This window comes from Amycolatopsis rhizosphaerae (assembly GCF_007713715.1).
Taxonomy (GTDB): Bacteria; Actinomycetota; Actinomycetes; order Mycobacteriales; family Pseudonocardiaceae; genus Amycolatopsis_E; species Amycolatopsis_E rhizosphaerae.
The window spans coordinates 1-22,594 of sequence record NZ_VJWX01000026.1; the positions used below are offsets into that span (position 1 = coordinate 1).

General features: G+C 66.2%; 17 protein-coding genes. 9 read left to right on the forward strand and 8 right to left on the reverse strand.

Annotated elements, in window-relative coordinates; genetic code table 11:
* Positions 1-33: 33 nt before the first annotated feature.
* Complete coding sequence (locus FNH05_RS04845; RefSeq protein ID WP_144586051.1) at positions 34-2,040, reverse strand: LuxR family transcriptional regulator; 2,007 nt, start codon at positions 2,038-2,040, stop codon at positions 34-36.
* A 97-nt stretch (positions 2,041-2,137) separates the two neighbouring features.
* On the opposite strand from FNH05_RS04845, the gene FNH05_RS04850 reads away from it, so the two are divergent.
* Both FNH05_RS04850 and FNH05_RS04855 read left to right on the forward strand, forming a co-directional pair.
* The gene (locus FNH05_RS04850; RefSeq protein WP_144586052.1) at positions 2,138-3,022 is read left to right on the forward strand and encodes an ABC transporter ATP-binding protein; all 885 of its coding nucleotides are present in this window, start codon (positions 2,138-2,140) and stop codon (positions 3,020-3,022) included.
* Positions 3,019-4,590 (forward strand): ABC transporter permease, encoded by a 1,572-nt coding sequence (locus FNH05_RS04855; RefSeq protein WP_144586053.1) that lies wholly within the window; start codon positions 3,019-3,021, stop codon positions 4,588-4,590. The genes FNH05_RS04850 and FNH05_RS04855 overlap by 4 nt, the downstream gene beginning before the upstream one ends.
* A 114-nt stretch (positions 4,591-4,704) precedes the next feature.
* Here FNH05_RS04855 and FNH05_RS04860 read toward each other — a convergent pair whose 3' ends face one another.
* Together FNH05_RS04860 and FNH05_RS04865 are read right to left on the reverse strand one after the other, a co-directional pair.
* On the reverse strand, positions 4,705-9,339 hold the full coding sequence (locus FNH05_RS04860; RefSeq protein WP_144586054.1) for a caspase, EACC1-associated type: 4,635 nt from the start codon (positions 9,337-9,339) through the stop codon (positions 4,705-4,707).
* Between the two features lie 2 nt (positions 9,340-9,341).
* Positions 9,342-9,734, reverse strand: a complete 393-nt coding sequence (locus FNH05_RS04865) for an effector-associated constant component EACC1 (protein ID WP_186382379.1) — start codon at positions 9,732-9,734, stop codon at positions 9,342-9,344.
* Between the two features lie 117 nt (positions 9,735-9,851).
* Here FNH05_RS04865 and FNH05_RS04870 point away from each other — a divergent pair, with 117 nt between their 5' ends.
* Entirely contained in the window at positions 9,852-10,172 is a 321-nt protein-coding gene (locus FNH05_RS04870) for a WapI family immunity protein (protein WP_144586056.1), read from the forward strand.
* Positions 10,173-10,174: 2 nt separating this feature from the next.
* Here FNH05_RS04870 and pdxR read toward each other — a convergent pair whose 3' ends face one another.
* Positions 10,175-11,596 (reverse strand): MocR-like pyridoxine biosynthesis transcription factor PdxR, encoded by a 1,422-nt coding sequence (gene pdxR, locus FNH05_RS04875; RefSeq protein ID WP_144586057.1) that lies wholly within the window; start codon positions 11,594-11,596, stop codon positions 10,175-10,177.
* Between the two features lie 47 nt (positions 11,597-11,643).
* On the opposite strand from pdxR, the gene FNH05_RS04880 reads away from it, so the two are divergent.
* Both FNH05_RS04880 and FNH05_RS37840 read left to right on the forward strand, forming a co-directional pair.
* A complete protein-coding gene (locus FNH05_RS04880) occupies positions 11,644-12,120 on the forward strand; it encodes a carboxymuconolactone decarboxylase family protein (protein ID WP_222426525.1) in 477 nt (158 codons plus the stop codon).
* Positions 12,121-12,781: 661 nt separating this feature from the next.
* Entirely contained in the window at positions 12,782-12,958 is a 177-nt protein-coding gene (locus FNH05_RS37840; protein WP_186382380.1) for a hypothetical protein, read from the forward strand.
* Positions 12,959-13,480: 522 nt separating this feature from the next.
* On the opposite strand, the gene cutA is transcribed toward FNH05_RS37840, so the two are convergent.
* The gene (gene cutA / locus FNH05_RS39995) at positions 13,481-13,786 is read right to left on the reverse strand and encodes a divalent cation tolerance protein CutA (protein WP_144586072.1); all 306 of its coding nucleotides are present in this window, start codon (positions 13,784-13,786) and stop codon (positions 13,481-13,483) included.
* On the opposite strand from cutA, the gene FNH05_RS04895 reads away from it, so the two are divergent.
* From FNH05_RS04895 to FNH05_RS04905, 3 genes are all read left to right on the forward strand, one after another.
* The gene (locus FNH05_RS04895; RefSeq protein WP_246127535.1) at positions 13,670-13,984 is read left to right on the forward strand and encodes a tyrosine-type recombinase/integrase; all 315 of its coding nucleotides are present in this window, start codon (positions 13,670-13,672) and stop codon (positions 13,982-13,984) included. The genes cutA and FNH05_RS04895 overlap by 117 nt on opposite strands.
* 534 nt (positions 13,985-14,518) lie before the next feature.
* Positions 14,519-15,445: a hypothetical protein gene (locus tag FNH05_RS04900; protein ID WP_144586060.1), complete on the forward strand. Its 927-nt coding sequence runs from the start codon at positions 14,519-14,521 to the stop codon at positions 15,443-15,445.
* 530 nt (positions 15,446-15,975) lie between these two features.
* A complete protein-coding gene (locus FNH05_RS04905; RefSeq protein ID WP_144586061.1) occupies positions 15,976-16,845 on the forward strand; it encodes a hypothetical protein in 870 nt (289 codons plus the stop codon).
* Positions 16,846-17,214: 369 nt separating this feature from the next.
* On the opposite strand, the gene FNH05_RS04910 is transcribed toward FNH05_RS04905, so the two are convergent.
* Together FNH05_RS04910 and FNH05_RS04915 are read right to left on the reverse strand one after the other, a co-directional pair.
* Positions 17,215-18,120 carry a TRADD-N-associated membrane domain-containing protein gene (locus FNH05_RS04910; protein WP_144586062.1) on the reverse strand — a complete coding sequence of 302 codons (906 nt, stop codon included), beginning with the start codon at positions 18,118-18,120 and terminating at the stop codon, positions 17,215-17,217.
* Positions 18,121-18,180: 60 nt separating this feature from the next.
* Complete coding sequence (locus FNH05_RS04915; protein WP_144586063.1) at positions 18,181-19,638, reverse strand: helix-turn-helix domain-containing protein; 1,458 nt, start codon at positions 19,636-19,638, stop codon at positions 18,181-18,183.
* Positions 19,639-20,203: 565 nt separating this feature from the next.
* On the opposite strand from FNH05_RS04915, the gene FNH05_RS04925 reads away from it, so the two are divergent.
* Complete coding sequence (locus FNH05_RS04925) at positions 20,204-20,575, forward strand: winged helix-turn-helix domain-containing protein (RefSeq protein ID WP_144586064.1); 372 nt, start codon at positions 20,204-20,206, stop codon at positions 20,573-20,575.
* An 83-nt stretch (positions 20,576-20,658) separates the two neighbouring features.
* Here FNH05_RS04925 and FNH05_RS04930 read toward each other — a convergent pair whose 3' ends face one another.
* Positions 20,659-22,356, reverse strand: a complete 1,698-nt coding sequence (locus FNH05_RS04930) for an FtsK/SpoIIIE domain-containing protein (RefSeq protein ID WP_186382382.1) — start codon at positions 22,354-22,356, stop codon at positions 20,659-20,661.
* Positions 22,357-22,594: the final 238 nt, after the last annotated feature.

Consider the following 22,594-nt stretch of genomic DNA (forward strand, 5'->3'; position numbering starts at 1 on the left):
GCAAAGGGGGGTGCGGGTTGCCGTCGTGGGTGGTCACCGTGAGTGGGGGAACAGGTCCCGGTTGGCGAGTTCGGTGCGGTTCGCGACGCCCAGTTTGGGAAATGCCCGGTAGAGGTGGTGGCCGACGGTTTTGGGGCTCAGGAACAGCTGGGCCGCGATCTCCTTGTTCGTGGCCCCGGTGCTCGCCAGCCGGACGATCTGCAACTCCTGTGGCGTCAGCATGGCGAGCGGATCGTTCGCCTCCGGTGCGGTGGATTCCCCGGCGGCGCGGAGTTCGGCGCGAGCGCGTTCCGCCCACACTCGCATTCCCGCTTGGTTGAAGTGCTCGAACGCGGCGCGGAGCTGCCGGCGCGCCTCCGTCTTGCGACGTGCCCGGCGTAGCCATTCCCCGTACAGCAGCCGGCTTCTGCTCTGCTGGAACGGTACTTCCGCGCAGCGCACCGCCTGGTCGAAGTGTTCCTCGGGATCCCCCGCGACCAGCGCGAGGCAGCGGTGGTGTGCGGCGAGCACCCATGGCTGTCCGGACGCCCGCGCCCAGCTGCCGAGACGGCCGAGGAGAGCGCGGTCCTCCTGCCCCGCCCGCACGGCCGCTTCGACCTGGTCGGGGAGGAAATACAGACCGTGCGGGCGGACCGTAACGCGGTCCAAAATGGACAATGCTGCGTCGAATCGTCCGTGGGCGAGATGGGACGAAGCCTGCGCCCGCCGCCCCCAGTCGCTGTCGTCGTGGACCTCTTGGACCTCCTGGACATCACCGCCGCGCAGGGCCGCGTGGTAGGCGAGCACGCCCCGTGCGTGGTGGGCGTGCCTGCGTTGGCCGGTGTCCTCGGCGATGCGTACCGCCTCGGTTGCCGTCGCGGCGCATTCCCCGATTCGTCCCCCCAGGGCCTGCGTCTCGGCGAGCAGTGTCAGTACGCCGGGCAACCAGCCGATCGAGCCACGTGATCGCAGTGTGGCGTCGAGCATCAGCAAGGAGTCTTCCGCGGTGGCGAGGTCACCGGACATCAGCGCCAGCGAAGTGTTGTTGACCGGCAGGGCCCCGGTGTTGTCCTGGGTGTCGTCGCGGGTGTGGTCGCCGACGTGTCGCCGGATGGTGGCGAGACCGCGGCCGGGATCGCCGCAGAGCAGGTCCACGGCGCCGCGGACCAGTTCGGCCGTGCTGCCGGTGAGCCGTTCCGACACCCTGCGCAGACCGTCGACGTCTCCGGTGGACCACGCCACCCGCGCCGCCTCCACCAGCAGTTCCGGTCCGCCGTCGAACAGCAGCCGCCACGCCGCCTGCGGAGCGCCGTCCTCGAACTCGATGCGGGCGCGGAGCGCGACGAGTTCCGGCGTGGTTCCGCCGAGCCGCGCCGCCTGGTTGATCAGTGCGCTGGCCTCGTCGCCGCGACCGGCGTCCGCCAGGAGGGTCGCGGCGACGGTCAGCCCCGCGGCGCGGGCCATCGCGGACGTGGTGCTCTGGTGGCCGGCGGCTCGGACGAGATCGTGCTGGAAGTCATCCAATGAGCGCAGCGACAATTCGGCGATCCCGGCCGCGGCGAACTCGTCGCCGTCGGCATTCCTGGTCGCGAACAGCAGTACGACGCCTTCCGCGTCGAGCCGGCGAGCGGCGAACACCAGTGCCGCGAGAGACGCACGGTCGATCCAGTGTGCGTCGTCGACCAGGCACAGCAGCGGTCCGTGCTCGGCCAGCAGGGTGAGTGTCGCCAGGCCGACGAGGAACCGGTCCGGTGCCGCGCCCGCGGCCATGCCGAGCGCGACTCGCAGGGCGTCCTCCTGCGGCCGCGGCAACCCGGCCAGCCCGTCGAGGAGCGGACGCAGCAGTTGGTGGAGGGCGGCGAAGGGCAGATCCGACTCGGCCTCGACGCCGCGGGTCCGCAGCACCCGCACCTCTGCCGCTTCCTCGGCCACCTGCTCCAGGAGGGCGGACTTGCCCGCGCCGGACTCCGCTCTGATCACCAGTGCCGCACTGCGCCCCTGCCGCGCACCTGTGGTCAGGGCACGCAGGCGGTTCCGTTCCTCGTCCCTCCCTTGGCTCACGACGTGAACCTAAAGGATTGGGCAGATGTCCGATACCGCCGGGGCGTTGACGCTCTCTAGCGTCGCCACCAGCGAAGACGTTGTCCGAAGGAGTGAGATGAACAGCGCGATCACCGTCCGGGAACTCCGCAAGAGTTTCGGCGCCACCGCGGCGCTGGACGGCCTGGACATGGATGTGCGCGTGGGTGAGGTGCACGGCTTCCTCGGGCCGAACGGCGCGGGGAAGTCCACGGCCATCCGGGTGTTGCTGGGGCTGATGCGGGCCGACGGGGGTTCCGCCGTGCTGCTCGGCGGAGATCCGTGGCGGGACGGCACGGAGCTGCACCGGCGCCTGGCCTACGTGCCCGGTGACGTGACCCTGTGGCCGTCGCTGACCGGTGGTGAGGTGATCGACCTGCTGGGCGAGTTACGCGGGGGCATCGACGGCACCCGCCGCGCGGAGCTGATCGACCGGTTCGAGCTGGACCCTCGCAAGAAGGCCAGGACGTACTCCAAGGGCAACCGGCAGAAGGTCGCCCTCGTCGCGGCGTTCGCCGCCGACGTGGAACTGCTCGTCCTCGACGAGCCGACTTCCGGGCTGGACCCGCTGATGGAAGCGGTGTTCCAGCAGTGCGTCGCCGAAGCGAAGGCGGCGGGCACCACCGTGCTGCTGTCCAGCCACATCCTGTCCGAAGTGGAGGCGCTGTGCGACCGCGTCACCATCGTGCGCGCCGGCCGCACGGTGGAATCCGGCACGCTGTCGGAACTGCGCCACCTGAAGATGACCCGGATCACCGCCGAGGTGTCCGGCGTCGTGCCCGAGCTGCCGGGAGCGCACGACGTGGTGGTCGACGGCGGACGGATCACCTGCCGGGTCGACGACCGCGACCTCGCCAAGGTCATGCGCTGCCTGGCCGAGGCCGGGATCGTGCGCATCACCAGCCAGCCGCCATCGCTGGAAGACCTGTTCCTGCGTCACTACTCGGAAGCGAGCGCGCGATGAACGGCACCGGGACCCTCGTCAAGCTGGTACTCAGGCGCGAACGCCTGATCGCTCCACTGTGGATACTGCTGCTGACGGCGCTGGCGGTCGGTCAGGCCAAGCGCTACGCCGCGAACTTCCCGACAGCGCAGTCGGTGGCCGAGTTCGCCCGCGACATGACGGCGAACAAGGCGTTGACCGCCTTCGCGGGCGAGGTGCCCTCGGCGACCGTCGCGGGCATGGCCGTGTGGAAGAACGCCGACGCGATCTACACGATCCTCGCCCTGATCGTCGTGCTGACGGTCGTCCGCCACACCCGCAGGGAAGAGGACTCCGGCCGCGCGGAGCTGGTCGGGGCCGGTGTGGTCAGCAGGTACGCCCAGCTCACCGCGGCGCTGGTGGTCACGACCGCCGCGGTGGTCACGACCGGTCTGCTCACCACCCTCGGCATGGTGTCGCTGGGGTACGACGCCGCGGGCTCCACGGCGTTCGGCGCGGCGATCGTCGCCGTCGGGTTGGTCTTCACCGGTGTCGCGGCGGTGACCGCCCAACTGGCCGAGAGCGGGCGCACGGCGACCGGGCTCGCAGCGATCGTGCTCGGCTTCAGCTACCTGGTGCGTTTCATCGCCGACGGGTCCGGTCTGACCGGACTGAAATGGCTGTCCCTCCAGGGCTGGAGCCACCTGGTCAAGCCGTACGGCTCCGACAACCTGGCAGCGCTCGTCCCCTCGGTCGCGGTCACCGCGCTGACGTTCGTCGCCGCGTACGAATTGAACGCTCGTCGCGACGTGGGCCGGGGCCTGGTCGGGCAGCGCCCGGGACCCGCGGGTTCCACCCGGCTGCGAGGCCCGCTGGCGCTGGCATGGCGTCTGCATCGGGGATTGCTGGCAGGCTGGGTCGCCGGTTTCGCCGTCGCCGGACTGGTTCTCGGCGCATTGGCCCGCTCGATCCCGGAAGTGTCCCGGACCGGCGCGTCCGTGCAGGAGTTCCTGCGCCGCTACACCGCGTCCCCGGACGCCACCATGACCGATGCCTACCTGTGGCTGATCACGCTCAGCCTGGGCTACGTCGTCACGCTGTACCCGTTGCTGGCGTTGCTGCGGATGCGCGCGGAGGAAACCAGCGGGCACAGCGAACTCCTGCTCAGCACGCCGGTGCACCGGCTGCGCTGGGCGGCGAGCCACCTGGTGTTCGCGCTGGCGGGCCCCGTGGTGATCCTGGCCGTCGGCGGCCTGGCGCTGGGTTTCACCGCCGGAGCTCCGCTCGCCGTCCTCGGCGGTGCGCTTCTCCAGGTGCCGGCCGTGTGGGTGCCCGCGGGCGTCGGCATCCTGGCCTACGGAGTCGTGCCCAAGGCCGCCGCCACGATCGCGTGGGCGACGTTCCTGTTCGTCAACCTCTTCGGCGAGATCCTCGGCCCGATCCTGGGTCTGGACTACTGGGTCGCGAAATACTTCGTACCTTTCCCGAACCTGCCCATGGTCCTTTCCGGCGAGCCGTTCACCCCCGTCCCCGTCGCAGTGATGACCGCCCTGGCCGCCGCCCTCACCACGGTCGGGCTGACCACGCTGCGGAGGCGCGCCATCGGGTGACCCGCGCGCTGCTCCGGCAGCGCCGCGGTGCCCGGGCAGTTGCCGTGAAGGGCCCCTTCACAGTCGATATGACCGTGAAGGGACCCTTCACGGCCACCGTTGACGAGCGGTTGGTCACGTGCAGGCTGGGCGGTAGAACTGGTGCGGCAGGTACTTCTGCCAGCCATCGCTGGTCGCCGCGCCCCCGATCACGGTACACAGTTGCTGATACAGCGGATCCGGGCCGAGCGGCCAGACGATGAACAGGTCGTTTCCGGGGGACAGGATGCTCCGGCCGCCCGAGGAGGACGGGATTTCGGTGGCCAGGGCCCGGCCGTCGGGCCGGAAGACCACTTCGCTGCCCGCGGGCAGAGCGGCGAAGTCGTCGATTCTGGGCTGGTCGGTGCCACTGACGCGCCACAGGCGTTGCCTGTCGAGCAGAATGCTGGCCTGGCCGATCAGGAACTGCCCGTCCGGGCTGCCCGACATCTGCCGAGGCGCGTCGCCGACCCCAAGACTGTCGACGACGACCGGACGGGCGGGATCGGCCGTGTTCCAGAGCTGGATCAGGTTACTGCCCTGGGCCACACCCGCGAAGATCGTGCCGGACACGGGGAAGAGGGTCTCCGGGACGGCGTTGAGTTCGCTGGGGTGGCCCTGGTTGAGCGCCTCGTCCGTGATTCCGATCGGTCTGTCGAGATTGGACAGGTCCCATAGCTGGGTGTTGTTCTCCCCGGCTGGGCCTTTGCCGGCGAGCAGGTGACGGGAGCGGATGTAGGTGTAGACGGAGCCGCCGCGGGAAATCGTGCCGCGCCGGATCGGGTTCAGTGGGTCACGCACGTCCCACAGGATCAGGTCGTCGCCGTGGTGTACGCCAAGGATGCCGGGGTCGAGGAACCACATCTGCGCCGGATCCCTGACGGACCGGCCGTCCGATGCCTGTCCTGCCGGGATCGTCACAACCTGGGCCGGGTGCTGGATGTCGCGGATGTCCCACAGGGTGATCGTGTCGCGGTCCGCGCTCGCGATGGCAAGCAGGAGGCTGCTGTCGGCGGCGACGTTCCCCCCGGGCAGGGTGGCGCCGGCGCGGGGATGGCGCGCATCCGAGACGTCCCACAGTCCCAGTCCGCCCTCCTCGTCCCTGACCAGCAGGGTGCGTCCGTCGCCGAGAAAGGCCCCGCTGACCCAGGGAGCGGGCAATCGCGACTGCGACTCCGACCACGGGGGATTCCGCACGTCCCACAGCCCGACCCCAAGACCCCGGTTATTCGCATCGCCGGTGACGAGCACCTTGCCGTCGGCGCTGAAAGCCGTCCCGCCGTTGAGCCAGTCCTGAACCGACCCGGTCGGCATCGGTGCCGGGATACTCCACAACTCGACTTTGCCGTCGCGTCCCCCGGTGAGCAGGTGACGACCATCCGGACCGAACGCCACCGCCTGGAAACCGGCCGGGCCACCGACGTCGTCCATCGCCTGGACTTCGCCGTCGGTACCGCCGGTCGTCCAGAAGTGCACCGTCCCGGCCGCCCCCGCGGTGACGAAACCCCGGCCGTCCGGCCGGAAGGAGACGCTGAGCAGGTCCTCGTCCCGAGACCCGGTGGACTCGCCCGGGAAATCCCGGGGATGCTGCGGATCGGTGACATCCCACTCGTGCACGTCGCCCAGAGCACCCGCGGAGGCCAGGACGTGTCCGCTGAAGGCCAGGGCGATCGCCGAGTTCACGGTGACTTCCGCGCGCGGTGCCGGGTGGTGCGGGTCATGGGCGTCCCACAGCCGGACCCGCCCGCCGTTCTCACCGGCCGACATGGTGTTGCTGGCGACGGCCAGGATCCCGTCCGGGCCGAACGCGACATCGTTGACCGGCTGGGCATCCCCGGCGACGGTCGCCGCGATGCCCGGCCGGTGGGGATCGCGGACGTCCCAGAGTTGGACGGTGCCGTCTCCGGTGCCAGTGGCCAGAGTTGCCCCGTCGGGGGCGAAGGCGATCGCGGGGCGGATCGGGTCGTAGGAGGCGCGGTCCAGTGGTACCGCGGCCAGTTGGCTCGGATGGGCGGCGTCGCGTACGTCCCAGAGGACCAGTTGACTCTCGGTGTGCGCGGCGAGCAGGCCGCTGTCCGGGCTGAACGCGATCAGCGCGCCGCTGTCCACGGGCAGTATGGCTGCCGGCGCTGGGTGGAACGCCTCCGCCACCGTCCAGAGCCGGACCGTGTCGTCCTGCCCGGCGCTGGCCACAACAGCGCCGTTTGGAGCGTAGGCGACGCCCAATGCCGCACCCTTGTGCTGGTCCAGCAACGTCGGGTACGGCGTGATGTAGGAGGCGTAGAGGCTGCTGCGTGCCTCAGCCGTGGGTGCGGACCGGTAGGCGGTGAGGCTGAGCCGGAGTGCGGCCGCCGGATCGTTGGCGCGCAGGGCGTCCGCCTCGGCGGCCAACTGTTTCGAGGATTGCTCCGCTTGGCTGTCCAGCGCGGCCTGATGCTCCCGTTGCGCGTAGATCCCGCTCTGCACGGCGATGGTGCCGCCGGTGATGATCAGCAGCGCCGCGAGCAGCGCTCCCGCCCGCCGACGGCGCCGGCTTCGCGCCTGCCTGCGGGCCGTATCGATACTGGCGTCGAGGAACTCGCGTTCCAGCGGGCTCAGCGTTGCGCGCTGGACGGGATCGCCATACCGGCCGACGGCGTGGTCCAGCCGGCTGCCCGCGTACAGCCGGGCCTGTTCCCGGCCGCCGCGGTCCCAGGCGGTCGCGGCGTCGGCGAGTTGCTGACGCCGCAGCAACTCGGCGCGGTCGTCCTTGATCCATTGGCGCAGCAACGGCCAGGCGCGCAGCAACGCCTCATGGGCGATCTCCGCGGTGCCGTCGGCCACCGTGACCAGCCGAGCCGCCACGAAAGCGTCCAGCGCGGCACGAACAGCGCCGGGCTGGACACCGGGAGGATCGGTCAGCACCTCGGTGAGGTCGAGGCGCCGACGGGTGTCTTCGGTGCCCTCGCCGAGCCGTACCAACCGCAGCAGCATCGGCCGCGTCGCCGCCTGTTCCGCTGGGTTGAGCGCTTCATAGGTCTTGTCGGCCTGCCGGGTGACGGCCTGCCAGATGCCGCCGGTGGCCTCGTACCCGGCCAGTGTCAACGTGGTGCCCTCGCGCTGCTGCCAGGTCGCCAGCAATGCATAGGACAGCAGTGGCAGCGTCTCACCCGCTTGGTCGGTGTCTTCCCGGCCGAGCCGTAGGTCCTGCAGCAACCGCGCCACGAGGCCGTCCTCCAGGGTGAGACCGGCGGCCTCGGCCGGCTTTTCGATCACCTCGCGGAGTTGCCCGGGCTTCAACGGCCGCACCGGAACCTGCGCATCCCGAAGCGCGTCGGCCAGTTCGGGGTAGTCCATGCAGTGGCCGTAGAAGTCCGCCCTGATACCCAGCACGACCAGCAGCGGCGGAATGGTGCGGTCGGTTGCCCGCCCCGCGGAGGTGATCGCCTGAACGAACGCGCGCCGCTCGCCCTCGTCGGCGCACAGGGTGAACAACTCCTCGAACTGATCCACCACGAGCACCAACCGCCCGCCCGGTACATCCCGGTCGCCCGCGTGCCTGCGAAGCGTGTCCCGCACGATGTCCGCCAACTGCGATGGGGCGTCCCGCACCCGGTCGTGGATCTCGCCCTCCGGCACGGCACCGCCCCGCGCCAGCCGGTTAGCCAGGACACGCAGGGGGTGCCCGCCAGGTTTGACGATCAGCTGGGGCCACGTGCGAGAACCCGGGATGCGCAACCGGCCCGCCCGGATCGCCGGCAGCACTCCAGCCTGCAGCAGCGACGACTTTCCCGATCCGGAGCGCCCCACGATCGCGACCGGACCGGCGTCCTGATGCTCGACGAGGCTCGTCAGCACTTCGGCCACCAGGTCGTCCCGGCCGAAGAAGAAACCGGAGTCGACGGCGGTGAAGGGGGCCAGGCCGCGGTAGGGGCAGAACGTTTCGGCCGATGGTTCCGCACTGCCGCCCGCGATCGTCGACCGGCGCACGGTGACCGATGCCGCGGCCGGATTCGTGGCCAGCACCAGTTCTCCCGCTCGGTCACCCGCCCGGCGGTGCGGCGCGGGCAGGCCCCGCGCGGGCAAGGAACGGGCCAGGTGGCGAAAGGCGCCATCGGCGGTGAGGCCGCGCGGTTCGGCCGAATCGCCTTCGCGTAGAAAGCGCATCAGTTCACCGCTGAAGGCGGTGTAGGTCTCACCCTCCGGTGCCAGCGCCTGTTCCGTCGCGGAGGCCGAACTGAGCAGGAAACTGCCCCGCACATGGCTCAGCTCGAAGGCGTCCGCCACGGCGGTTCCGAACGAGCCATGGGCACGGCCGGAGAAACAGCAGTCCAGCACGACCATGATGGAACGTGCCGGGCATTCGGTGAGCGCCTCCCGCACCGTGGCGTACGCCAGGGCGTCGACCGCCAGTCCGATGCCCTCGTCCTCCGTCGCCTGCGTTGCCAGGTACAGCTCGTTGCCGGGACCGATCAGCCCGTGCCCCACGTAGTAGAAGAGAAAGACGTCCTCCGCCGCCGTAGCCTCGTCGACGAGAAGGCGCAGGAATTCCTTGGGGCCAGCCGGATCGACCCGGCTGGTGACGTGCCGCATGCCGCACCGGTCCACCAACGTGCGCTTCAGTCGCGGCACGGTCCTCCCGACGGCGGGCACGTCCGGCAACCGAGAACCCTCGGCATGGCGCCCGGTTCCGACGATCAGCGCGCGTGAACCCGGCAGGTCGAGCGCGAGGGAGGTCCGTTCCTCCGGCATCGTCAGTCCCGGCTCCCGGGCTTGTCGAGCGAACGACCTCGCGCGTCGACGGCGTCGTGAAGCAGGTCCGTGACCAGTTGGCGCGCCTGCTCGCCGTCGAGCGCGATATCGGCCGACAGTTCGACGGAGGTTCCGTCCGGCCGGCTCACCTTGAGCTTGATTTTGCCTCGCTGACGCCGAATCCAGGTGATCAACGCACCGGCCAGCACGGTCGCCGCTCCACCGGGCCCCAGCGCGATGGCCAGCGTTTCGGTCACCGCGCCGAGCTTGCCGGGCTCCGGCGGCGGTGTGATCAACCGGACCCGGCCACGGAATTCGTCCTCGGCCACCAGCCACGACCGCAACGCTCGCAGCTCGTCACCACCGTCGGCCGCCCCCACGACGGATACGGTCACGTCCACCCGTTCTCGCCCCCATGTTCCGGCTCGTCCAGACCACTCAGCAACGTACCGGAGAAGACGATGAACGCGCACCCGTCTTCGGGTGTAAACCGTGGGGCCCGCCGGTGATCGGTGACTGGCCCGATCGAGGTGGTGGCTGGCGGCTTCACCGGGAAGATCGCGGTGAGCCTTGGTGTCAATGAGCTGCTGAGCTTCCGTGCGGATTGGAGAAGGCTTACGAGGAGTTCGGCGCGTCTCGACTCGATGGAAGAATGGCTGAGCTTGACCGTGTGGGTGGAGAGGTCGGGCAGGGTCGAAATAGACGGTGAAGCGAAGGATCAACCAAGCAGTGATAACAGGTTATCGTTTCACAGCACTGATCTCGATCAGACCGGCCTACCGGCGTTGATCGACGCGCTCGAGAAGGCGTTCCCGGTTCTGGGGCAGCGCTGACGTCAGCTCTCGGCCGGGGGAAGGACCTGGCACAGCGCTTCCAGCGCGGGGCCGTAGCCGTGGTCCGGCGGGGTGGCGTAGCCGACGACAAGGCCGTCGTCGGCGGGCATGGTGGCGGCGGGGTGGCGGAAGCCGGCGAGCCCGTCCAAGGCGATGGACTGCCAGGCGGCGGCTTTCACGGCGGAATGCTCCGTGCCCGGTGGCAGGCGCAGCACGGCGTGCAGTCCGGCGGCGATGCCGGTGGGCGCGATGTGCGGGGCGTTGGCGGCGAGGGTGGCGACCAGCCGGTCCCGGCGGGCGCGGTAGCGCTGGCGCATACGGCGAATGTGCCGGTCGTAGTGGCCCGAGTCGATGAAGTCGGCGAGGGTGAGCTGGTCCACCACGCTCGCCCAGGCTTCCCGCTCACCCTTGGCCGCCAGGACGGGGGCGAGGAGGTGCTCGGGCAGCACCATCCAACCGAGCCGCAGCGCCGGTGACAGGCTCTTGCTCAACGATCCAATGTAGACAACCCGCTCCGGGTCCAGGCCCTGAACCGCGCCGACCGGTTCACGGTCGTAGCGGAACTCGCCGTCGTAGTCGTCCTCCAGGATCAGGCCACCGCGGGTTCGGGCCCACTCCACCGCACTGACGCGCCGCTGCGGATGCAGGGGGCCGCCGGTCGGGAACTGGTGCGCGGGCGTGAGCAGCGCTGCCCGTACCCCCTTGAGATTCTCCAACTCGCCGGTGCGGGCACCGCGTTCGTCGAGTGAGAGCGGGACCGTACGAACGGAAGCCTCTTCCAGCAGGGAACGGTGGAAGGCCAGCCCGTACGACTCCACCGCCAAGGGGCCGCGCAGAACTCGGCCGCCGAAGAGCAGCCGCAGCGCATGGGCGACGCCGGAGCACACCACGATCCGCTCCGGCGTCGTTCGCACGCCGCGGGCGCGCCCCAGGTATTCGGCGAGTGCCCGGCGCAGTTCATGGCGGCCCTGTGGATCACCCGGACCGAAAGCGTCGTTGGGTGCGGCACCGAGCGCGCGGCGGGCCGCGGCCAGCCAGGCCGTGCGGGGGAAAGAGGCGGCATCGGGCTGCCCCTGCCTGAGATTGTGCGTCGGCGGGGCCGCGCCCGCGGTCCGCTTTGCCACACGGGGGAGTCGGACTGGTTCGGTGCGGGGCGCCACCCGCGTACCCGAGCCCTGCCGGGCGACCAGCCATCCCTCGGCGACCAGTTCGGCGTAGGCCTCGGCGACGGTGTTGCGGGCGAGTCCGAGATCCGCGGCGAGGGACCGGTACGGAGGCAGCCGGGTGCCCGGGGCCAGTCGTCCGTCCCGGACGGCGTCCCGCAGCGTCCGGATGAGCAGGGAGCGGCGACCGCCGGGGCCGGTCAGCTCCAGATGCAGGTCGCTGCCGATCCGCTCCGCCAAATTGACCCACGAATCCGCCATGGAATTGAACTCTATCGAAGGTCTTTCCCCGCCCTAGCGTGATGACCATGACGAACGAGAACAACGCCCACCGGGTCGATTTCGCCAAAACCGCCCCCTCGGCGTTCCGGGCACTGATCGCCTTCGACGCCGCGGCGCGCCAGGACCTGGACCCCGCACTGGTCGAGCTGGTCCAGATTCGCGCCTCGCAACTCAACGGCTGTGCCTACTGCCTGCACATGCACACCTCGGACGCCCGCAAGGCCGGCGAGAGCGAGGAACGGCTCCACATGATCGCCGTCTGGCGGGAGGCGAAGAGTTTCTTCACCGCCAAGGAGCGTGCGGCGCTCGACCTGACCGAAGCCGTCACCCTGGTGTCCCACGCCGGTGTCCCCGATGCGGTGTACACCCACGCCGCCGCGCACTTCGACGAACACGAACTGGCCCGGTTGCTGGCTCTGATCTGCACGATCAACACCTGGAACCGGGTCGCCCTGAGCACCGCGAAGGTGCCGGGCACGGACGAGCGGGCGGCGCGGCGATGACCGGTGACAACCGCAGGCGCCGTCGGGTCGGCGTGGGCTGCGTTGCCGAGAGTGGTGCGGGGGTTGACGGCGTTCGCGGACCTCGTTGACGAAGCGAGTGAAGACCCTCAGCCTCGTCCTCGGCCTTCGGAACGGGCGGGACCGTCTCGTGGAGGTAGTGGAGACGGCCGCTCAATGGGTCTACACCCATGTACAGCTTGCCCCGGAGTAGCGCAGTTGCTTGATCTCGCCTCGCTGGCGCCCCTCGCGCCATCCCAGCGCCCGTCATGATGCGGGTTCAGACCACCATCCGCACCACGCAAGGCGACTCTGACCAGTCCAAACCGCCTCTGACCTGCGTGCCCCGGCAGGATTCGAACCTGCGACACCCGCTTTATGGCTGCACCATTGGCGATTGCAAATGACCGTCCTTGCGAGTCGTGGGTGGTCATTTGTCATTGATTGTCGGGGGTAAAGCATGGGAGATAGTCATGGTGCTGTCACATCAGACGGTGCACTGCGCAGCCGCGGTGGCATGCCGCGGATCTTCGATCAAACCAGTAGTAACACTCGACTCATGCTTCGTTGTCGCCGAACTGGAATGCTGCTCGGTCATCGTCGTCTGGCATGCTTCGCCAGTGCCAATGTTGCCTGGATGCGGTACCGAGGGTGGGAGATAGTGGTGGGTGACGACCAGCCGACGACCATCTTTGCGCAAGTCGAAGCAGTGATTGCCTGGGAGATGGAAGCTCAGGTTGGCATCGAGCGGCGGGTAGAGGCGATGCCCGGCTTGATCGCGGACACTCTGCTGGACTACTTCGAGATTCGCCTTAAGCCAGGTGTCACGCTGCCCCAGTAGTTGGTGAACTGCGTCTGGCCTGGTCGGATGCGCATGTGAGAGGCTGCGAGCTGCCAGTTTGTGGTGGCCAGTTGCCGTTGATGATGGTCGGTGTTCGCTTCCATCTGTACCCGATTTGTACCGGACAGCCCGACCACTCCTCCCCCTTCCCGATCCCAAGCCGCTTGAGCACTTATCCGGCCCTGTCAAGGCCCGCAGGTACATTTCAGCCTTGACAGGGCCGGATGGGTGTTTGAGCCTCGACGAGCGGGTAGGGGGAGCACGGGACTGGACCACGGCCGCCTTGAACTGGTCTGCCGCTCGGCGAGGTCACCCCTTCTTCTGCGACGGCTGTGGGGTCGCCCGGCCTGTGTCGAACCGCCGCGCGGGACCGGCGCCAGCCTCACGCCCGTGCCTGGCGGTTCGACAGACAGAGGGCCGGATCAGCGGCCCCGCAGGGGCCGCCTTGAAGAGGTGGAGAAACTTTGAACACACCCTGTGGGCCGCTTGGTGGCGAGGCTTGAGGCATGCCGCCGACGATCGTTACCGACCTGGTCGGCAGTCCTGCGTCTGGTCGCGAATCCAGGCGAGGTATTCGGGGTTACCGTCATCGATCCGACGGGTGCTGATACTGGGCACGTCGTACGGATGGTGGGCCTTGGTTCGCTCGATGATTTGGGGGACCAGGCAAGTGTGCGTATGGAGCGAGACTCGCCCTTGAAGCGGCGCTCCGTGGATTCGGAGTCGCCCTGGGTGTTCCCCTCGGCCACTGGAACGCTGCGGGACCCGGACAACACCCGGGCTCGGATTCGGCAAGTCGTCGCCGGTACTCCCTTCGAGGGGCTGCATCCGCACGATTTTCGGCACTACGTCGCTGGCGTCCTGGACGACGCTGGCTTGTCGGCGCGGGAGATCGCGGACTACCTCGGTCACGAGCGGATCAGCACTACGCAGGAGGACTACATGGAGCGCGGCGTCGTGGGGGAGAAGGCGGCCCCGGCGCTGGCGACGCGCCCCGAGGTCGAGGAACCCGAAAACGAGGGTTAAGCATGGTCCGGAAAGTACAAGGCCCCTGGTCGCCACTCCGACCAGGGGTTTTGTGCCCCCGGCAGGATTCGAACCTGCGACACCCGCTTTAGGAGGGAACTGAACGGCCGGTTCAGTGCTGTCTACCTGCGGTTTTGCTCTCGCTGTGGCCGCACCGCGGGTCGGGAGTGCCGGTCTTGCCGCGAGTTCGCACCACGACCCGCACCACGACCCGGCTGCCATCAAAGTTCCGCGCATGATCAGTCGAACTGCACTCCACGCACGCCCGCTGCCGTTCTCCAGGCAATGCGGTGAAACGCTGAATCTCACGAGGTCGGCCCCAGTATGATGAGCGCTACCCGTGGGTGGTAGAGCCATTGCGCGAATCCGATGGAGCGCGTTGGAGTGCTGTTCGCCCGGACGAACAGCGGATGCTCCTCAAGGGTGCTACGCCCATCCTCGGTACTTTGCCAGTTGATCGTGCGATGCATAGCGACCTATGCCCTCCTTGCGCGGTTGCAGTCCGGGCTGAAGACCGCAGAGTAGGGATGAACTATGCCGCACACTCGGGGCAAAGCTGACTTTCAAAAATGTGTCGAACTCATCGGGGGTCCAAAACACCTTCACCACGCTGCGCGCGCCGGCTGGCGGCGTGTTCTCGATACATCGATCCGTGGCCAGCAGCGTTTTCAAGCGTTGCTGTTTCAATGTCTTAATGCCCCAAGGGATGAGCACCCATGGGACACAATGTCGGGCCGTAGCTTTCGGGATCTGCCTCACTACTTTGGCTGGATTTCCCCGAAGCGTGACAGGTTGATCATCTGCACCAATGCAGCTGCGAAAATTGCCTCACTGTTGCTGCCAGTTTGTTGGACGCATCCCGATGGTGACATTGAATTCTCTGGAATTCCTGGTCTCCGTGTCGAGAAATGCGACGAGCGGGGGATTGTAATGAAACATCTCTCCACTGGTGGCATTCTCGAACTTTGCGAGTCTAGACGGCTTGACAAATGGTCAAGTAGGTTTGGTCTCAATAGAGAGGTCGAGCACCATTTGCACGGCAATGTGCGACGTAAATTCTGCGCGGCCAGCACCTATCGTGACGAGGGGTTGACTGAGCATGAGGAAGCCATGGCTGACTACTGGGCAGATCGTCCGGGCACCTTCTTGCTTAGCGCATTGATGGCGCGCAACTTGATCTTCTGGCGGCACAACAACCATAAAATGACTGTCCGAACGCCTCGGCGTAATAGGTCAGCGGTCCGTTTGACGTGGCTGAACGGCTACTCTGTGGACAAAATCGGCGATCTTCTAACGAGTCCGGCGATTGGCATCCGCGGAGCGGTCTTTGAACCCGGCAGAAGTGACTTCCTCCCTGCTCTCCTGCGGGTGGACGACGATCAAGTCGAACTTGATGCGCCGTTCGCTGGTCATCTAACTCGGCTTCGCCGCCGTGATCGGGAGATTAAAGGCAAGTCGTAGAGGCGATAAGAAGTTCCTTGCTCTCTGTTGCCGATGTGGTGTCGCTGGAGTGCGAGCCATACCTACTCTCCTGCGCAGCGACTAGTTTCGTGAGGCAGTGCCCTGCACACGGGTTGCACGGCACTGCTATACTGATCGCCGTGCCGCGTAGGTGCACTGCCGGCGTCGCCCCCCCGGTTTCGGGCGACAGAGGCCGCTGAAGGGTTGAACCAGCCCTCTACGTCTGAAAACTGCAGGATGGTAACGCGCCAGCAAGATCGTGGCGTGCTCGTTCGTGGCTGACATCTTTCGCTGAGCCGGGGCAGCGCACGGGAGGATGTCCTATGAACCACCACCCAACTGCGCAAGCCGCCTTCGTCCGTGCTAGGTGCACCGGTGAGAAGTATCAAGCGGCGCTTCAACATATAAAGTTCCGCGATCGAGGTCGATCTCTCCGAGTACTGAGCAGGTATCCGGCGCTCCTTCGGTTTCCTGCCGAACCGACCCTCGAACCCGCGGCGTTGGCCGTCGGACGATCACTCCGAAATATTGTGCTTCCGGACGCGCGGGGTGGTGAGCAGCAGCTTCTGGAAACGGCTCTGCTGCTCGCCGTCCGTCACGCGGAGCGGCCGATCTCAGACCTCCATAAGCTCGGACCAAACAGTCAGCGTTCTGCCGACCCCGTCATTCTCAGGGTTACTCCGCATGACGAACTTGTGGTGGTCGATGTGGAACCCGATGCTGCCTATCGTTTTCTGACTGCCCTCATCCCCACCACTACCGAAGATGGATATCTGGCCCGTGGAGTGCCCGGGTTGCGGATCATTCGTCAGGGCCGCGATGTCGAACTGCGTCTCTTTGGCAAGGACCGCATGCTCAACTCCGCGCGGGCACTCGTGCGTGGCGTACCGGTACCAAAATGGAGAGAAGTTCTCAAATTTATTGACGAGAACAGGTCAAACATCCCAGACGACCCTCGAATCGACCGTTCTCCGCAATCGTCGAGTCGGGAGGTGAAACGAATCGCTGAATACACGAAGTGTCCGGGGCCGATCGGATTTGGCAGCGCAATGCTGCGGCGATTTGGCCTGCTGGCTGACGCCGACCATGTGGATATCTGGCCCACGTCGGACACCACTGTCAACATCGAGATCGATCGGGGTCGTGGCGTCTGCGCCGTAGCCCGCGCCTTGCAACACCCCCTTGCCGGGATTGTCGACAGCCGATTTATAATCGACGAACCACTTCGTCCAACCGACACTCGGGTCACTGTTATCGACACCGCTCCCGATCCCGGCGTAAGCCGACGGTTTCCGTCCGCCGAACCCTTGGATCGCCCCCGGCTCGCGCTCCGAACGATGTATGCTGTCAGCTCGCGAGTTGATAGTCGCTCCGCATCTGGAGCGGAGGGCGAGCGATGAACGTCCAACGAGACACCGGCAGGCGTCCAGAACTTCAGGTTCTCGCTGAAGTACTCAACAGTGACGCTAGAACTCGACGTGCCCAGCGACTTCTGGTTACCACAGCCGCGAGCGTTTTGCTGGTACTATTAGGTGCCATCGTTTCGCTGGCAATCCTCGTTGGCGTTAGTGGTAAGACCGGGATTGCAAGCGCAGTCACAATTGCCATTTGCACGCTTGGCTGGATTATTCGCCGACTCCGGCGTCGAGCCTAGATGTGCAAGATTTCAATAGAGATAAGGTCGGTCGGTGGCGAGTAAGCCATTCGCGGTCTAGAGGGGCGATGAACGCATAATGCCACGAGTGCGCACCTTCTAAAGGAACTTCCCCTTACTGTTGTTCGCTCGTCGAACCCGTTTCAGGTGTACTGTCTGTGTTTCCGGCCTTCTTGTCGGACTCTGTTGGATGCACATCAACCTTGAGTAAGGTGCGGGCTAGTGTGGCTCTCGTCTGGTTTCGGAGTTCTTCATCGTCGATTGCGCCCGCCAACTCTCTTGCGGCATTGAGCCTGCGGTCCTCCTGACTTTCCTCTCTCAACATTGTGCCCTGTGTCGCCATGTTGGCCCTCGCGCGGTTCGACTGAACGAAGAAGACACCGGAGGTTAGGTTGGTGACAATTCCTGCAGTTCCCGCAACAATGCTAGCGTATTGCTCGCCATTTGATCTTGCGTAAAATACTGCCAGTCCAATTCCCAGTAGGAGTAGTGATGAGCCAATTGAGGCGAAGATGATACTCACCTTGAAGCTAACCTTCGCCTGAGCCAGACCTTGGGTGTAAATCTCTCGAAGAATAGCTTCCTGTTTCTCCAGGGAGGCGGAGGCTCGGATAGTGGCAGGATCTTGATTGATGGAATCAAGTCGAACTATCGCTCCATTTCCTTCTATATGAAAATGCATATTAGTTGACTCGCTAATTCGTCCGCGAATTTCCTCGGCGTACGAATCGAATGTCCAAGGTCTGCTGAATCTAGTTGAAAATGCCAGCAGTGTTACGCCGATAAGCGGTAGGCCGAGAACTGCAAACGATGACGGTTGAGCATTGGTTGCGGCAACTGCGATGCCTGAAGCTACTAGTATTGCGGATAAGGCAAAGATGCATATTTGTTGCCAGGCTGGAAGTTGGCGACTCTTCTCGCTGTGCGCCGGACGATTGTTTGCTGAGATGGAGTCAGCCATTGAAGATTCAAAATCATTGGACGGTATCGGCCCGAGATCTTTCTCGCCTGATCCTGTCATTTAATATTTCCTTGATATTCGGCAATGATGCAATCCCCAGTGGCTGTCAATTCAATCCGGCTATGCATGTGTCGGCATTGTGATGAAATCAAGACTGCAGGTAAGTGCAAAAATTCCTTCATTGCACCAGTGTGGGTTCGATGCTAGTGAAAGTAGGGTTGCTGCGTCCGGGTTATTGATCGTTTTTAATCCCTTCGCTTCCCAGTTGGCCTCAAGGCTGCCGCCAAACCTAGGCCAAAACTGTTGCTCCCTTATGGTGATCATGCATGCAAACTCGTAGTTTCCGCTGATCAGGTTCAAGCCTAGCCCGCCGCACTTGGTTTCTAAGCGACCTTCTTTGGTGGTAATCCACTTCATAGGGGTTGACAATCGACTTGGATGCATAGGGGATGCTGCTCGCTGTATCTCGTTGGTGGCGTCGAGATCATTGCGGCCGAATAATTCTTGCTCTAATTCTCGCAATAGTGAGCCGCGAAGGGATGTGTCTGAGCGATAGTCGCTCAGGGGTTGATGAAAACCTTTCGGCACCACTGAAAGCTGTCCTCCGGTATTCACGACCTGACTGGATCTCTGTTGAATGACGAGCCGCTGGTGGGCGAGGCTTGGCGAAACAGCCGAGTCGGCGACGGTGAATAGGGCGAGCACGCCTCCGGCACAGACGCGTTCGCCGAGGCACGCCACGGAATCGAGATCAGGAAGGTACTGGTCACGCAGCGGCAGTGAGCCAGGATGAACGGCTCGCCCTTCGGTCAAGGCATCGAGGAGTTCCCCCTCAAGGAGGTCCATCGTCAGTGCGTACTCAAGGAACGAGGTCAATGCAACCGTGCCGCAGATCGAGCCTTGCTGTAAATCGATGCTCAGCAGCCGATAGAGCGGCTGGTCTGTGAGGCGGATGCCGAGCGCTTCCGCTTCGGCGAGACGTCGAACCGCCCGAGCCTCATCGATCTCGATCCGCGGGAGCGTGCTCGTGGTCGACAGTCGAAGCCGGTCCCGGTCCGGAGTCAGGGGGATGTTGAGGTTGAACCACTCGGGGCGAGTGAGGATGCTGGTCTCGAATTCCTGGCCGCCCAAGCGAGCCGTGTAGGTCTCGTACGGCGAGTTGTCGACGTCGTAGTAGACCTTCAACGCCCGAGCTATGTCGCTCCGCTTGACGCGGGAGCGCCGCGCACGCCGGGTCTGGAACTCGTCGCCTGCCCTGTCCAGGAGTGCGTTGACTTCCCGCCGGACCGTCCCGAACTTCCTGCCGAGCCGGTCGTCAAGCCAGACACACGCCGCGTCGATGTCCGGGCTGAGTTCGCGCCGTGACGTGTCGGGGCCGTCCAGGAACTCGGCGAGCCGAGCTGGTGTCTGCTGTAGGAGTCGGGCGAGCTTCGGCCGGAGGTAGGGGAGGGGGGCGTACTCGCCAGCCTCCCAGCGGATGACGGTCGAGCGGTCGACGTTCAGGGCGGCGGCAAGGCTCTCCTGGGTGTAGCCAGCCGCTTTCCGGGCGGCCGTGAGGCCGGTGCGCCTGATAGCCATGTGTTGTCTCCCCAGTCTGGCTCAGTGTCCGCCACTGTAGCGGGCCGCCGCATTGTTTGCCCAGGTGAAAGGCCGGACTGCCACATTTCTTCGACGAAAGTCCGACGTTCCTGCTCTGTGTCGGGTGGGCCGTTTCCGCTTGGGTCTTGTCCCGAGAGATGTGCGGTTGGACTCGGTAGGGCGGGGTGGTTAGCGATGGCAGTTCGGGTGCTGCTGGTACGTCCAGCGGCCGGAACGGTCGGCGAGCGTGCACGGGTGGTGCACGTCGTGACTGCGGCAGTAGCGGCGGGGCGGCTGAAGGCTTGCTGCGGAGCGGAGTTCGCTCCCGGCGAGGTGGAGTTGCTTGGCCAGGTGACCGGGATGCCGTGCGAGTCATGCCTACGGCAGGCGCCGACGCCCGAGCCGCCTGCGCCGCGTCTGGCAGCGCGGGACGACGTCCTCGCCAGGTTGGCGGCTGCTGAGTCGGCCGTGGAGCGGCTGGCTGCGGAAGTCGAGGCACTGAGTGGGCAACTGTCCCGTGCCCTCCGAGTCCTGGGCGCGAGTGAAACAGAGAAAGGGAGTTCTGATGTCCGTTGACATTCACAGGAGTGGCGAGCGTGAGCCGGTCTTCGATCCGGGCAGCAACCCGATCGGCGGCTACGTCTACGAGCAGTTGGCCGATCACCTTGCCGACTTGATCGCGCGGGGCATCCTTCGTGCGTACACGGCGTTGCCCTCGGAGCGGCGGCTTGCAGAGGAATACGGGGTGTCGCTCGGTACAGCGCGGCACGCGACGAAGCTGCTGCGCGAGCGTGGCTTGCTCGTCACGGTGCGCTCGAAGGGCACATACATCGCGCCGCGCCCGGACGGGGAGGGAGCGGGCGGAGAGTCCGACAAACCCGTCCAGGAGGCTGTTTTGTCGATGTCCGCAGACCTCGAAACCGCTTCCCTGACCTGACTTTTCGCAGGTCAGCGCGGGGAAGCACGTGAGGGAAGGGCGTGGGGAGAACTCCCCACGCCCTTCCTGCTTCCCCCTCCGGTTCACCTTCGACTCGCGAGGGCCGCTGCGACGTCTTCGGCGCGGATGACTTGGAATCCGCCGGACTTGCGCGGGCCGAAGCCGTGGGCGGCCAGCATCCCCTTGAGGTCGGAGAACGTCCACCTCTCGTACTCGGCCGGGTTCTGCTCGGCCAGCCGCGCGAGTACCACCCGAGTCGGCACCCGGTGCTCGCCGCGCATGACCCGCTCGACGTCCGCGAGGTGATCGACCGGTGCAGATTCGATCTCCGCAGATGCGATTGCCCGCCCGGCCTCATCGACGAGCGCGACAGCGCGTTCGATGACCGGTGTCACCATGTCGACTCCATCTTCGAACGGGACGTAGAACGTGCGTATCAGCTCGAAGCTCGCGTCGGTGACGCCCACAGCCACACAGGTGCCCCGGTCGGTCTTCATCCGCAGGTCGGCCGCTCGGATACCGGCCCGGTACTTGCCCGAACCCAGTAGCCCGTCGTTGGCGATTTGGTCGGCCACGGAGAACGCCACGCCGCACGAGACGTTCCGGGTGACCTCCCGTGGGATTGAATCCTTGGTCGGGGACTGCGTGGCCAGCAGCAGGACGATGCCGTACTTCCGGCCGCGCTTGATCAGTCGCACCGCGAGTTCAGCGGCCCGCTTGCCGAACTTGGGGTGCTGGAACAGTTCGTGGCACTCGTCGATGGCACACACCAAGGGGTGCAAGGCAAGCCCCGGTCGATCGGCCAGCTTGCGAGACACCTTCGGTGGGCGACCGGGCTGGGAGCCGAGCACCTTGCCCCGACGCTCCATCTCGGCCAGTAGCTCTTCCAGCGCTTTGACGGCCGCCTCTGCCACGGCATCGTCCATGCCCATCCGGTAGCGGGCAAGGCGAGGCCGGAACGGATCGAAGTCCGGCGACTCGCCCATCACGAACACCCACAGTTCCGCGGTGGGGTCGAGCGCCGCGCCCAGCAGCAGGGTTCGCAAGGCGGACGACTTGCCCTGTCCCGGCCTGCCACCGACGAGCCAGTTCGCCTCGATCAGTGGCGCGTTGACGATCACGCCGCGCTGGGTGAGCCCGAACGGCACACCGTCGAACACGTCGACCTGGCCGTCATGCTGCAACGGCCATACTCCGGCCTTGCTGGCCAGCACGCCCTTGTCCGCCACCCACAGGTCCAGCACGCCGGCCTCGTCGCCCTCGGTGGGCCAGGTTTCCAGCTTTGCCCGGCCAAGGTTGGCCGCGAGTTTGTCCCGCCGATCGGCCACCATGTCGGCTGTCGTGCCGAGCGGCAACCGAACCTGCACGTAGGTGCCCTTGCCGTCACGACGTGCCGGGACGCTGTAGTGCAACTCGCCCCCGTTCTTGAAGAAGGCGTTCAGCGGAGCGATACCAAGGTGAGCCAGCGCCTTGGACACCACCCGTTCATCCACCCACGAGTCCGTGTCATCGCGGTCCGGCCGAGTCAGCCAACCCTCGCCGGAATCCTTGTTTCGCCCTTCCCACGCGGCCGCAACGAGCCAGCCGACCGGCGCGATGGCCAAGAGAATCCAAGCGAGCGTCAGTAGCACCTGCCCGGTCACCTCGATGGCGCGCAGCAGTCCGGCGAGCCACGGCCACATGTCCGCCCGCGCCATCCATGAATCCACGCACCACAGCACGAGCGCCACAGGACCCACGAACGCGGCCGTGACCACGCAACGGTGGAGCACGATCGCCACCCGACCCCACCGGGCCTTCGCGTCCGAGCGGATCAACTCCTGAGCCCTACGGCGGGCCTCCGTGTCGCCCGCCAGGCGTGCCGCGCGGGCATCCGCCCGCAGGTCTCCATAGGTCGCCCACGTCCACGCCTTGGCCGCCCAGCGCCCGTGACCCCGGATCACGAACCACACGAGCCGAGCGAGGTCACGAGGTAGCTTCCGCACTCGGTACGCGGCCACCAACCGGGCTCGTGCCACC

Excerpts from the sequence above, each read along its gene's own strand:
- FNH05_RS04850 (WP_144586052.1), top strand. The coding sequence starts at position 2,138 with ATGAACAGCGCGATCACCGTCCGGGAACTCCGCAAGAGTTTCGGCGCC.
- FNH05_RS04855 (WP_144586053.1), top strand. The coding sequence starts at position 3,019 with ATGAACGGCACCGGGACCCTCGTCAAGCTGGTACTCAGGCGCGAACGC.
- FNH05_RS04860 (WP_144586054.1), bottom strand. The coding sequence starts at position 9,339 with ATGCCGGAGGAACGGACCTCCCTCGCGCTCGACCTGCCGGGTTCACGC.
- pdxR (WP_144586057.1), bottom strand. The coding sequence starts at position 11,596 with ATGGCGGATTCGTGGGTCAATTTGGCGGAGCGGATCGGCAGCGACCTG.
- FNH05_RS04880 (WP_222426525.1), top strand. The coding sequence starts at position 11,644 with ATGACGAACGAGAACAACGCCCACCGGGTCGATTTCGCCAAAACCGCC.
- cutA (WP_144586072.1), bottom strand. The coding sequence starts at position 13,786 with ATGCAGCCCCTCGAAGGGAGTACCGGCGACGACTTGCCGAATCCGAGC.
- FNH05_RS04900 (WP_144586060.1), top strand. The coding sequence starts at position 14,519 with ATGCCGCACACTCGGGGCAAAGCTGACTTTCAAAAATGTGTCGAACTC.
- FNH05_RS04910 (WP_144586062.1), bottom strand. The coding sequence starts at position 18,120 with ATGACAGGATCAGGCGAGAAAGATCTCGGGCCGATACCGTCCAATGAT.
- FNH05_RS04915 (WP_144586063.1), bottom strand. The coding sequence starts at position 19,638 with ATGGCTATCAGGCGCACCGGCCTCACGGCCGCCCGGAAAGCGGCTGGC.
- FNH05_RS04925 (WP_144586064.1), top strand. The coding sequence starts at position 20,204 with ATGTCCGTTGACATTCACAGGAGTGGCGAGCGTGAGCCGGTCTTCGAT.